The following is a 12,129-nucleotide window of genomic DNA, read 5'->3' as shown; positions in this document are numbered from 1 at the left end:
TAGGCTTCCTTTGCTCTCGTAGCTATTAATGATTTTTTGAAAATTTTCGCTCTGCCAAAGTTAATTCGGCTTATCACTTTGGTCGCACTGGGCGACACCGGTCCCAAGCCGATCAGTTTTGTATCTCTGAGTATGACTTTCCCAGATTTCCTGTGAAAAGGTCTCCTTCGCTACAAAAAAAATCAGGGATTCTGGCCTATCACCTATGTTGTGAACCGACAGGAGACATATTGTCCTCCCCGTGCACTCCCGCTTGCTGCAGGCTCCTGGCTACATACCTTGCGTGTGTCCGAATGCGAGGAAGCGTTGGCGGGCCTCTTGCGACGAATCTTCAAGGTGCCACATAGAGCTTTGCGAAACGATATAGGCCGAAGTTTCCTCCTCCCATAGCACGGCAAAGGCGGTGGTCGAAATGAGTAAGCCGTCGCATTTACCGTCCATGACAGCGTTCTGCAGGGCGCTCCTATGACGCTCAATAAAGTCCAAATTGAACATGCCGAGGACAGCCTTAGCATGAGCTTTTGTAGGTACGCTAAGCACTTTCCCTACAGGTACCAGCTCGTCCAGATTGAGAGCAATGACCCCGCCATTATTGAACGGTGCCAGTTGCTTAGCAGCATGGCTTACACGCTTTCGGACCCCATTCTCTGACCAGATCTTTTTGCACGCTATCGGGTAGTCACCCATGCCGAAGTCAACCTGAATGTCTGGTTCTGCAGCCCTCGCCGTGAACCCGCGTTTTTTCAAGTCGGAGAGCAGAACAAGCTCCCAGAGAGCGTCCTTCCCTTGGTGGGAATCACTTCGATCGTCAGGCTGCATTACACCGCCGGCCATTCGATTTAGAGCCTCTTGAATTCCTTGTTCATCTGGCAGATTAGTGACTGCATCAGCAAGTCGATTTACGTACGCCGCTTCCCATACGACCCGGTCGTCCGGTTTTACCTGGTCAGCCCACGCCCGACTCAGCCTGTCCGCCTGGCTGAGCAACTGCGAAAGCGCACTGCCAGACCTCAACTTGACACTTCGCTGTTCCAATACTTCTCGCACTCGCTGAGCCTTTGCAGCAATTTCTTCATAGGTGTCTGTCCAAGCCTTACTCACAACATCGACGCTCTTCACTGCTCGAAGCTCCTTTGCAAATGGCTGGTGCCGCTATCACCAGAGAGAGAATGGCCCCTCACCCTGCAGCACTGTGCCAGAGAGCTCGCCAGCTCGCACGCTCCGCAGGCATTGGTGGCTCTATTCTCCTTGCTAGGTGCCCAGGATGGATGTGGAGAAACGGAGAACGATTCGCAGATAAAGAAGCCAGCAATGTTCATTTCACCAGGTGTTGATCTTGGTTTGCTGACCCGGCCGATACGCATCACTGATTTCATCTGCATGATTGCACGAAAGGGTTCGAAACCCTGCGTGGTCCAGGTCGACCGTCAAGCTGCTCTCTGTGAAAGTCTTCTCTACGTACTTCTGCGCCCAAGCCCGACGCTGCTCCGGCGTCCTGGTGGCACACGGCCGCTCGTGGCGGCTTAGCCAGGCCTTACATAGCCGCTGCATATCGCGATTGTGCTCTGTGACCAGTCGATACTTAGCGCCACAGTGCGAGCACTGAGCGGTGCCAGTGTTATGTGCCATAAGTCAGTTCCGAGGGGCCGTGTTGCTGATGATACGGATCCTGACGCAGGATCTCTCGTACCGCACGGGTCCGCGAGGTTTCAAATGGGTTATCCGGCGGCGCTTGCCGCAAGTCCTTAGCAGCGACGCTGATTTGCTTGATGCGCGACCTAAGCCAGTTTGCATCTGCGGTGTAAATGGCATTGGGATTGTTGATCAGCAGGGCACGCAGTTTATCGCCCAACTCGGCGTTGATCACTACTCGCCCCAGCAAGTGGAAGTCGTGATGGTGCAGGGTTGCACAGTCCTCAGCCCCCATTGCAGCTAGGTTGGACGGAATGCCCGCGCAGAATTGGTCGGTCTGAAAAATCCGCTTGGCATGCGCCAGCATCACGCCGGCGGACAGCTCCCCACGCTGCAGGGGAATGATCACACGAGCGCCGGCCGTGATCCACGTGCGAACGCGCTCGGCGTGCACAGCCCACAAGTCGAGGGTTGCCGACTGATCGCCGATGACGTCCGGCGCCACGATGCTCAAAGCCCAGGGGTAGTCTGTCCGCGCCAGTACACATTCGTAGGCGAAAAACACTTTCTCCCAGCTCACGAGCTCGCCCTTCTGGAATGCAGAAAAGGCTCCCGAGTCGATGAACACGGAGCCGCCTGCATCCAAATGTCGAGGAAGCGTCCGAATGAGTTTAAGGGTGTCCAGCAGTGTGGCAACAACACCTACTGGGACACCCTCATCAACGGCGGCCCGCAGGTCCTGAGAGCTGGACATCCCCGAGTAATAAGCAACGTTCCAGGTCAACGGCATGATCTTCCACCCCTGATGCGCACACGAAATCCGCGCCGCTTCCACGCCATCGACCCAGCTCGATGGCTGGGGATGCGTGGTTCAGGATCTGACCTAGATTCGCTTCGCTGATTGGAAGTAGACGTTGAAGACCTTGGATGACGCCTCGCTGATGGCGTAGTTGTAGCTGGGTGCGATCACTCGACGATAACCACCTGGCCGGCGTTATCGTGGTAGGTAACCCGCCAATTAGGCTGCTGGTCCATGTTGAGTCCTCTGCGTGCGCTGGCGCTGTTTATCTGACCTCTACCCACGCCCTGGCGGTGTTTCACGCCCGGGCGCAGAGAGGAACATCACTGAACAGAGAGAGCGGCCATGGCATCGAGCAACGCGCTTTTAACCTCGTCGGTGTCACCCTCCACCGATACGAAGGCGACGCTGTCCAGCTTCGCATATGCCTGGTGCATGGCTGCCAGCGCTTTGGGAGCGGATGTCACGGCGCGTGTGCAGGTATCGGCAAGGAGACGCTCCTGGTCAGGGTCGGCAGCCCGCACTGTAAGGTGCACGATGTAGTCTTCGTCGGCCCGGTCCATGCTCGGTACTTCGGCATGACTGTAGAGCTTGGAATCGCTGACATTTGCACGCTCGGCCGCCGGGAAATTGATCTGCAGCGCTTTCGGGCCCATGCCAGCTGCCAACGCGCTGGCCTGAAGCTGTTCCGCCAGCATCAGGCCTTCCCATGCCCCCCGCACCCACTCAACCGCGTAGCGGCCATTACGGTTGCGCTCGATCAGCATGTAGAAGGTGTTGTCATTGCCCGAGTAGCCAAAACGCTCGACGGCGATTGTCTTGATGCCCTGCTCAAATCCTGCACGCTTGTGCTCAAGCGTCTCCCGCGGATATACCTGATCCATCTCTATCACCTGTCCTATCTGGTTGGGGCCGCGAAGCTCGCGCCTAGACTGACGTTCGCCCGCACGATGCGGGCCTAGAGCACCTTTACGCACCCTTCACTTCCGCGTAATTCCACTCCACGTGCTCGAAGGCAGCCTGCTTAGCTTCGTATTCGATTTCGGCCTGGGTGGCGTTGTCTTCGACCTCGAACTCGAACTCCACTTCGGAGCCCTGAACGTCGGTCTTGATGGAACCTTTGTAGGTACGCATTGATTTGTCCTGGTAGATGACTACAGGCCAAAAGATTAAACCATAAGACAACCTTAAATAAAGGTAATGTTGTCTTATACGCTAACTTTATCAACGATTGAGCGTGCATTCTGAACCCTGGCAACCAAGGCAGTACAGGTGTAAGACACATCGCTATTTGAGAACTACATCGTTAAATGAGAAATCACCATCAATGGATGAGAAAGACGCCCCGCTCGCTGGCGAGCCCGAACGCGCATGGCTCAGCATTCACGTCAACCAGGGCGATTTCTCAATTACCGATGGAGAAGCCTGGGTTTTTCTCAACGATCGATGTTTTATACAACAGGGAGCACCGCACATGGCAAGGATTGAGCTTGGGCGATCGAGGGACATCGGCAGACCGCCATTTCGATCTGCCTGCGTGATCATAGGGAAGAACTCGTCATACCGGCATGAGGAACGGTCTTATGCCTCAAGCTTCATGTGGAACAACGAGCCATTTCTTGAACCGTGCCGGCGCCCCAGCATAGAGCGCGTTTGGCGGAACATCCTCGGTCACCACACTGTTGGCGGCTACCACGCTGTTGTGTCCGATGCTGACACCTGGAAGCACCACACTCCCGGCCCCGATCCAAGCATTGTCGCTTACTGTGATCGGTGCGGTGTAGTCGTTGCTCTTACGACGCTCTGGATGAACATCGTGACTGGTGGTGCACAAGCGCACCTGTGGACCGAGCATGGCGTGCCGGCCGATGCGAATGGGTGCCTCGTCCAGGAACACGCAGCCGCTGTTGATGAAGGCGCCCTCCCCCAGTTCCAGATTGCCCCGTTCGAAGTAGAACGGCGGACGAATGACCACCTTGCCTTCGGTTCGGATGCCCACCTTCGACATGAGGCGGTTGGACACCTTCTTGCCGAGATCGTGAGTGTCGAGGAGTCGGATGTACTGACGCGGAGTCAACGAACGTTTGAGTTTGGCGATGAGTAGGAGCACGCGAAGGATCCGAGGTCCGAAAATGATGTAGGAGCACAAAGTATCGGCAGGGATGCCCATGACTGAAGCTGCAGGTGAAGGTTGGGCACGTTGAGACTTGTGACGTCGTTCGAGGCTATTCCCCTTCGCCCTCATCCACCTCTCCGCCAATGGCGCCAAGGGTACGCAATGTGTCCAGGCGGAACCGATGGCCGCATTCGATGCACTTGACCAGGCTTCGGCTCACGATGATTCCGCTGTCGATAGACACGGGGGGCTCGCCCCATCCGGCGCCCATGATGTGCTTTTCAACCAGGTCGAACTGGTATCCCTCGTGGCCACCGCATTTTGGGCAACCTCGCTCGGTGTCGTACTGCGCCATATGTGGCGTCCTCGAACTGGTGAAGTGGTGATGCATGTTTCAGAGTGAGAGAGGTATTCAATCCAGGCCACGTAGACTGGCGAGCCCATAGTCATCGCGCAGGATCCGCAACTCTTCCTTGTCCATCTCATCCAGGGCAGAGCAGTTTGCATCGTCTAAGCCCTGCCGCTTCAGCAACGCAGCAGCATCGCCTCTGTCGTAGATGTAACGCGAGAGATCGGCAGCAGCGAGGAGAATACCGGTCTGCAGCTGAGTTGGTTTATTACGGGGTTTGCGGGGAGTCGGGGCCATGTGTAGGCTCTCCATCTTGATGAGCGGGCCTGGGTGCTAGGCACATGTGCCTAGCATGCGGCGAGTGCGGCGGTAGGCACATGTGCCTATTTACAGATGCATTGCTGGCGCCAGCTCGAACCAACAGTGCTGGCCAGCGCCCCATGATCAGCCGGTCAGTACATGGCCGATCAGCCCCCCAAATGCACCTGCCACCACGGTAAGCACCACCACAAGCGGAACGCCAAGTATGCGTACGCTCATCACTTCTCTTAATCCCATTTTGGTTGGCGCTGGTACTTTGGTGCGGTAAATGCTGCAATCGATCATGTCCAGGCGATCCACGACATTCAGGTTACAAGAGACCCGAGCAAAGCGCGGATCGTCGCCACATACATGCTTGAGTAGCTCCAGGACAGATGGAGTGACCGCGAAAGCGGCATTGGCGGCAGCGCCAAGCTCAAGGATAGAGACGACGGCACAGAGCCCTTCAAACAGGCCTCGGACATCATCGACAGACGTTAGGGTCAACGGACCCTCATAGCCTGGACCACCGGGGAACGGCGTAGACCCGACAACGAGATTTTCTGCAGGTGTGATCTGTTTCATGCCTTCGCCAGGGCCTCCACCAACAGCGATTCGAATTCGTCCACGGCCAGCGCTTCCCAGCGGTCATCCACCAGCTGCTCGTGGTACCACTTGAGTCCGGAGTAAGTAACACGCACGCACACACCGCCCAGCATCACGAGCGGCTGCTGGCGCACTGACGCAGGCAGGAAGAAGGCTGGGAGGTCGGCCACGGAAGCGCTGATCGCCAGGTTCTCCATCGCCTCACGCAAGGCAACGGCGCTGATCTTCTTGGCCTGCACCTTGGCGGCCAGGGCAGTGCGCAGGGTCTCGACAGCAGCGCAGGAGCCGCGATCATCCCCATTGCAGCGCGCAACAAAGTCGTCAAGCCACAGCAGCGACTCTTCAACCTCGCCAGCACTGGCGGCCGTTGGGATGGCATCGCTGCCCTGGTGCTGAGCAGCCAGCTCCTGTCCTTGTTCTGTGAGCCATACAGCTACCTGGTCGGCGCTCATGATGGCCAGGGTTTCCGAGCACTGATCACAGCCCAAAATCAGCTGGCAACGAATGTCGCTCGTGCGCAGACGGCCGTGCTGTGCATCGCTGATGTTCTTGTTGTGCGTCTGCCAAGTCAGGGACTTGCTACCGCACTCGCGGCATTCGGTGATCTTAGTGATGCTCATGCTTTGCCTCCTGCAGGCGTGCGGCCTCTGGCGGCAACTGCGCCAGCAGGTCATTGATGATTGTCTTTCTATGGGCTCGGCCCAGCTCGGAGACTGGGCATAGCGTGCGGTGATGCGCACGTAGGCGACCTACACGTCCGAAACGGGGGCGCGATGCCGCCGCTAGGCAGTCCTTCCAAAGATCTGGATCTGCGTACATGAAGTATCCAGGCTTGGCCGGGTTGGCCACACAACGTCCACCCTTTTGCCGGTACGATTGGTACGCCCGGGCAAAGCGAGACTTTTGCACCTCATCCAGCCGACGCATTTCCGCCTTGATCTCAAGGTCGAGCGTGAACCCCTTTACCGGCGCCATGGCGCAGGTAGTGCCGAAGTGGCGAATCTCGTTGGTCTCGCAGTCCTCAATCCAAACCACGCGCTTGAGACCCTGCTTGCCGCAACATTCACAGTGAGATTTGTCGTCGTTGATTCCGAGGAATTTGAAGCGGCTCATGGCCAGCGGGTCCGTTGAATGACTGAGCCACAACATTAAACTATAGGACAATCTAAATCAACAAAGATTGAACTATGCGACAACTATTTTCGGGAAATTTCGTATTCGCCTGCGACCAGAGGAAGTCAAGACAGTGGGCAACTCGGCCCCCTCAGCTCATCCCCCCGATTTACCCGCTGTGCTAAGCACTTGGCCGACTGCCAACATTGCAGCTGACCTAACTTCGGTCGGTGCCATGCCGTTTACACGGAGAAAAGTCATCAGCGCTTCCAGCGCCTCTGCACCGCCTGCGATGCCAAGCGCTCTTGCTGCAGCAATGCGGGTAGCGGGATCGCTTCGACCACTCTGCAAATGGTCGGCAAGGTGTTCGAGCGCGGAGTGGGCTTTATCAGCTGGGATGTTCAAGGTTGCCATTAGGGATTCCTATTTTACCTCGTGGACGAAGTGCTTCCGTCGCGACGCCTTCGGCCAAGCATGTGAGACGGCTCATGCGTGCACCGATCAGTGAGAAGCCCTGAACGCTGTCCAGGGCTTCAAGCGCCTGCCTTACTGGTTAAACGCCTGGTCAAGCACTGGCCGCGACTCGATGATCGCGGTGCCCAGTTCGTCGACGGTCGTAGCGCTGGTCAGTCGGTCCTGGACTGCAGACAGATCGGTCAGCAGTTCATCGTTACCACCTTCCTTGTAGAGCGTGTGCTGCAAGCCTTCGAAGGTACGCTTTACCTCGCGGTGCGTGTCCTGGAAGTTGTGTTCACTATTGGAGAGGGTTGCCTGAGACCAGCTGGTGAGCGGGTTGTGGCGAGCCTCCACCTTGCCGGCACCGAACATGCGGTCATAGGAACCCTGCACGAAGCCTTCAATCAGAAGGCCGTTGTTTCTGTCATCCATTTTCTACATCTCATCGTGATGACGTGATCTTCACGTCGTGGTGAAGATGCCAGGCGAACCCAGCATCGTTTTTGCCAATCAGTGGCAGCACTGTATCGGCGGTCTCGAAAGTGTCTACAGCCAAGTGTGCACCGCTCCGCTGGCGCCTAACCCGCGGATTAGCCGGTGCCGTGGGCCGATCATGATCATTGTGTCGCCAGCTGAGATACGCTCAGGCCTACCGCGACTGGCCGGACCCAGATGGGCATGCTGCTCAGCATGAAAGTCTCGCCTTGGGCGGCCAGCAGCAAAGTGGTGCCCATAACATGGCCGATCGCTTCAGCTGCCTTCGGGGGAACTGCGTTGCCAATCCGTTCGCGCCAGGCCTGATCGCTCAACCCGTCCAATTCCAGTTGCTCCTCTGGCTCAAAAAGGCTCTGGATCGCCGCCAGCTCCAAGGTCGTGAATGGCCGGTGCCAGGTCCCGTCGAGCGACTCGATGACGCAGGTGAGCTTCTCGTCAGCGCCTGGGAGATGGGTGTCGGCAACGTCCCACCGCCCGTCGTCATGCTGACTGCCCGCGGCGCCCTGCACCGGTACCACGCCGTAGTGCCCGCCAGGCAGATAGGGTTCGCCATTTGTGCGCATCTTCGCCGCTCGGGGATCAGCGACACTGAATGTGCCTTGCCCTGGGCTCTTGACGCCAATGATGGCGCCGCTGGTGTCTTGCCACCGGCGAACACCGTACTGCTGATACTGCAGGGCGCCGGCCCGGGCACGCGGGTCTGCCACCGAGAACGCCCCGTTTGTTGGGTTCGATCGTCCAGCCACCGTGCTCATACTTTCGTTCCAGCCATGCACTCCCATGTATCCCGCCCGATACCCTGGGACGATGACCAGGTCGCGCAGATATCCATCTTGTATCGCCAGGTTATTGAGACTGCGCCAGTCTTTCCCCGCCTCGACCAATGCCAGGCGGACCCAGGTTTTCCATTGCAGAGCTGGCACCCGGTGCATTGGTCCGGCTCGCTCGATGTCGCCGGCAAGAGGCATGCGGCTGAGGATGTCGCCTACAGAGCGCAGGCTCTTTTTCTCTGGTTCGTAGAGGAATGGCGGGACCTTCTCGACATGGCGAGCCACCAACAGGAATCGCTTACGGCTTTGAGCCAAGCCGCCAATCACCCCGCAGTCATGGGTGGTTTCGGCGACAGCGTACCCATAGTGGCTTAGCAAGGCGCCAATCTGGTCCAGCAGGTGCCGGCCGCGGTTGGCCAGACGCGGGACGTTCTCGAATACCAGCATCGGCACCGGATCATCGCGCCAGGTCTCCGCCATCAGCCAGATGCAACGCAGGGTGAGCTCGTTCAAGGCCTGGTACTTGGGGGTGGCGCTCATCTTCTCGGACAACAACCCGCTGGCGCCCTTGCATGGGGAGCTGATGAAGACGGTATCGGGCCGGCGGTTCTGGGCGGCACGGCGGATGTCATCTGGCGTTGCTTCCTTCCATCCGGCTGGCGGCTCCTTGCCGTGAAACCTGATGTACTGCTCGCGAGTGAAGAGATCCAACTGCGTGCCCTCAACACCGGTCAAACGCTTGAAGTCTGCAAGGCCGGCCGGATCAACGTCGACGCCTCCCAGGCACTCCCATTCAGCCTGCATGTTGCCGACGATGGGCTTCGCCTGGTTGAAGCCTTTGGCACCACCGCCCAAGCCGCAGCAGAAGTGGAAGTGAGTGAGGATTTTTTTGATCAGCATGCAGCCGTCCTAGAAGAGTTGTGTGGCGCCCGCCAGGTGGATCGATTCCCCTGGTTTGTGTACTTACAGGACACCGAAATTAAACTATAGGACAACCTTCATCAATGATTAATTAAACTATACGACAATTTATTTTGCTGACTCCCGGCGTCGGGCGAGCCGGCCGCCCCTTCTGCTGGGCCTAAAAAACTCCGGCCAAGCATGGCCGGAGTGGGTGTAGCGTTCATGCGGCCGGGCAGCGTGCCAGGCCAGAGTGCAGAGCATTCCATCCGATACCTAAAAGGGCGGGTTCCGCAGGTAGTCGCAGTACTGCGCGTCCAGCAGTGCGAAGGGTGAAGGCTCAATCGCAACCATGGTCCATTTCCCATCGACACACCGCCCCACCTCCCCGTAATGGAGCCCGGGCAAGGAGTAGCTTCGCTCGATCGTCGCCCAGTCCTCGGGGTACTGCACTTTGAAGGCCTCCTGGAAAGACCTGTTGCCATAGCTGCCCATGCTGGTTACGACAGCAGAGAACTTCTCGTCCCGGTCGGTGATCAGCTCGATTGAGCTGGCCATCAATCTGCGTGAAGCCTGTTCGTTGGGTGTGCACATCCATGATCTCCGTTGGCTGGCTTCTGCCAGCAGCAGGATTGAATCGGTGCGAGGCCAACAGCGCTATCGCGTTCACTGGTCAACTCGTTATGGGAAACACCTGCAGATAACGAAGCCCAAACCAGCAAGGCACACTGAACAAGAGGGGGGGATCCCCAGTACCAATCAGCGACTAGCTTTACCGCTGCCCCCTATTCTTCTCGATCAAGATCAGGGGTTCTGTACGTCTTCCAATGCAGCACCGTGTATCGACCGAGTTTCACCTTCGTCTCGGTGACCACCTGGCCAAAGGCGTAGTTGCCGATCTCAGTCACCCAGACCGAGATTAGGTTCTGCCCCAGTCCAGCGCCGAAAATCCGCTGCAGCAGCGTTCGCCGGGGTGATGCTTCAGGGAGTTGGGTTGTACTCATAGAACACCTCAATTGCCGGTTGTACCGATGGCGCCGAAATGTGCCATCGCTAGTGCCTGTTGCCGAACCTTCAATCCGTGCCCGGAAACACTGGGCTGGCGCCATCCGAAATGTGCCATCGTTAGTGCCTGGTGATTCGTATGGCACATTTGGTCAAGTCAGAAGCTGGCAGGCCTGCCCAAACTGCCGCCTGCACGAAAGGAGTACATCTGTACTCCTAGCGCCAGCAGCTGACCAGTCAGGTACCTGATCGCTCAAAGGAACACCGTAGGGGCATGTTCCTTGGCCTTTCCCCTTCTCTGCCGCTGGGAGCCCTTTTTCTGTTCGGTCTTGCGGCCGTTACCAGGACTGCTCAGGTTCACGCCGTAGAGCTCGCACAAGCTCGCAAGCTGCTCGGCCGGTATCAACCGGTGCATATTGCTGAGCCGCAGCAAAATGGCCTTGGGCGTGCGCCTGTGAGCCGTGGCCAGGGCGTCGATCGCGGAACCGTCACGGTAGCCCGCAACAAGCCGCTGATCTTCCTCGTCTGTCCATTTGCTGCCCTGGGCGGTCGACTCAGCGTTCCCCCCGGTACTGCTAGGAGCAGGAGTCTGCTGCTGGAACTGCTCAGCTGCCCGGGCTGGCGCTGGCGGCGTCTGCGCAGGTACCGCAGGGAGTTCCGAATCAAGGACCGTTGAGAGCATGGACAACCACCTGGTGCGATCAGTGTCGCGTGAGTGGTGGAAACCAACGCTGCCGATCACCACCATTGGGTTCACATTCAACGCTGCTGCGATCTGCCAGGCGTGGTAGTTGTCCAAAAGGTCCTTGCCGGTACGCCAGCGGGAGAACTGAGTCTGGCTGACACCGAGAAACTCAGCGGCTGAGACGTCCCCGTGGAACCCTTTGACCACTTTGAGCTGGTCGAGCCAATTAGCGGCGGTCTTGACCAACTTCACATGCGGACTACTCGTCTGGTTCGAGAACGGCGTCGACCGCTTGGCTCGCTGGGACAACGAGGCAGCTCCGGCGGCCGCGGCCAAACGCAAGTTTGCAGTGAGCGGCACGCGCTCATCGCCGCACTCGATGCCGGCTTCGTCCAAGCCCGCAGACAGATTGATCAGGATCGCGATGGATCGATTCGTCATCTCATCTTGTTTGGCCATGCCCCCTCCCCTGGATCCGCTGAGGATCGCTTCATGAGACCCTGGGATACCGAGGGCCGTCCTTCGAACTCACATGATAATGGCAATTGGATTCCGAACACGTATCTATACTTGGCAAGATGGTGATCAGCGTGGCCCTGGTTTTAGACATTAAAAACTGTCGCAGGCTATTCAAAGCTGTCGCGGGAGACCTTGGTCACGACGTGCGCAACCCGTAGCTGATCAGCGGTTAAGCTCGCGGCCGGCGTAACTCCCTATGGCCACCGGCGCGATGGCCACGTCTCACGGAAAGACACCAGGTGCCAGGCCCCCCCACGCGCAGCTCTGCGACAGTTTTAATTCTCTGATGATGAGCGTCGAAAGTGTTCCTGCTCTTACTGCCTAAGCCCTGCAGGTGCTTAGCTTGGTACTATGATCTGATTTCTCTTAGCTAAATCCGCAAAA

16 protein-coding genes are annotated in these 12,129 nt (G+C 57.8%); all 16 read right to left on the bottom strand.

Features of this window, described 5'->3' with window-relative positions; genetic code table 11:
* Positions 1–270: 270 nt before the first annotated feature.
* Positions 271–1,119 carry a hypothetical protein gene (locus tag G7009_RS17900; protein ID WP_181131316.1) on the bottom strand — a complete coding sequence of 283 codons (849 nt, stop codon included), beginning with the start codon at positions 1,117–1,119 and terminating at the stop codon, positions 271–273.
* Between the two features lie 499 nt (positions 1,120–1,618).
* Positions 1,619–2,422: a hypothetical protein gene (locus G7009_RS17895; RefSeq protein WP_258197974.1), complete on the bottom strand. Its 804-nt coding sequence runs from the start codon at positions 2,420–2,422 to the stop codon at positions 1,619–1,621.
* A 332-nt stretch (positions 2,423–2,754) separates the two neighbouring features.
* Complete coding sequence (locus tag G7009_RS27800; RefSeq protein ID WP_258197973.1) at positions 2,755–3,315, bottom strand: hypothetical protein; 561 nt, start codon at positions 3,313–3,315, stop codon at positions 2,755–2,757.
* An 85-nt stretch (positions 3,316–3,400) separates the two neighbouring features.
* The gene (locus G7009_RS17885; RefSeq protein WP_155741805.1) at positions 3,401–3,565 is read right to left on the bottom strand and encodes a hypothetical protein; all 165 of its coding nucleotides are present in this window, start codon (positions 3,563–3,565) and stop codon (positions 3,401–3,403) included.
* Positions 3,566–4,019: 454 nt separating this feature from the next.
* The gene (locus tag G7009_RS17880) at positions 4,020–4,541 is read right to left on the bottom strand and encodes a DapH/DapD/GlmU-related protein (protein ID WP_256213739.1); all 522 of its coding nucleotides are present in this window, start codon (positions 4,539–4,541) and stop codon (positions 4,020–4,022) included.
* A 115-nt stretch (positions 4,542–4,656) separates the two neighbouring features.
* Positions 4,657–4,902: a hypothetical protein gene (locus tag G7009_RS17875; protein ID WP_060514661.1), complete on the bottom strand. Its 246-nt coding sequence runs from the start codon at positions 4,900–4,902 to the stop codon at positions 4,657–4,659.
* 57 nt (positions 4,903–4,959) lie between these two features.
* Positions 4,960–5,193, bottom strand: coding sequence for a hypothetical protein (locus G7009_RS17870; RefSeq protein WP_060514660.1), 234 nt, complete (start codon positions 5,191–5,193; stop codon positions 4,960–4,962).
* 147 nt (positions 5,194–5,340) lie between these two features.
* A complete protein-coding gene (locus G7009_RS17865) occupies positions 5,341–5,781 on the bottom strand; it encodes a hypothetical protein (protein ID WP_181131315.1) in 441 nt (146 codons plus the stop codon).
* Complete coding sequence (locus G7009_RS17860) at positions 5,778–6,422, bottom strand: hypothetical protein (RefSeq protein WP_181131314.1); 645 nt, start codon at positions 6,420–6,422, stop codon at positions 5,778–5,780. The genes G7009_RS17865 and G7009_RS17860 overlap by 4 nt, the downstream gene beginning before the upstream one ends.
* Positions 6,409–6,915 carry a hypothetical protein gene (locus tag G7009_RS17855; protein WP_181131313.1) on the bottom strand — a complete coding sequence of 169 codons (507 nt, stop codon included), beginning with the start codon at positions 6,913–6,915 and terminating at the stop codon, positions 6,409–6,411. The genes G7009_RS17860 and G7009_RS17855 overlap by 14 nt, the downstream gene beginning before the upstream one ends.
* A 156-nt stretch (positions 6,916–7,071) precedes the next feature.
* On the bottom strand, positions 7,072–7,329 hold the full coding sequence (locus tag G7009_RS17850; RefSeq protein WP_060514654.1) for a hypothetical protein: 258 nt from the start codon (positions 7,327–7,329) through the stop codon (positions 7,072–7,074).
* Positions 7,330–7,461: 132 nt separating this feature from the next.
* Positions 7,462–7,803, bottom strand: a complete 342-nt coding sequence (locus tag G7009_RS17845) for a hypothetical protein (protein ID WP_060514653.1) — start codon at positions 7,801–7,803, stop codon at positions 7,462–7,464.
* A gap of 185 nt (positions 7,804–7,988) precedes the next feature.
* Entirely contained in the window at positions 7,989–9,536 is a 1,548-nt protein-coding gene (locus tag G7009_RS17840; RefSeq protein ID WP_181131312.1) for a DNA cytosine methyltransferase, read from the bottom strand.
* A 276-nt stretch (positions 9,537–9,812) separates the two neighbouring features.
* On the bottom strand, positions 9,813–10,130 hold the full coding sequence (locus G7009_RS17835; protein ID WP_181131311.1) for a hypothetical protein: 318 nt from the start codon (positions 10,128–10,130) through the stop codon (positions 9,813–9,815).
* Between the two features lie 191 nt (positions 10,131–10,321).
* Positions 10,322–10,540: a hypothetical protein gene (locus G7009_RS17830; protein ID WP_060514650.1), complete on the bottom strand. Its 219-nt coding sequence runs from the start codon at positions 10,538–10,540 to the stop codon at positions 10,322–10,324.
* Positions 10,541–10,794: 254 nt separating this feature from the next.
* A complete protein-coding gene (locus G7009_RS17825; RefSeq protein ID WP_181131310.1) occupies positions 10,795–11,685 on the bottom strand; it encodes a hypothetical protein in 891 nt (296 codons plus the stop codon).
* Positions 11,686–12,129 lie beyond the last annotated feature (444 nt).

The organism is Pseudomonas capeferrum (genome assembly GCF_013523055.1).
In the GTDB taxonomy this organism is placed as follows: domain Bacteria; phylum Pseudomonadota; class Gammaproteobacteria; order Pseudomonadales; family Pseudomonadaceae; genus Aquipseudomonas; species Aquipseudomonas capeferrum_A.
The sequence above is the reverse complement of the archived record's forward strand: the minus strand, read 5'-3'. Positions and strand labels throughout refer to the sequence as shown.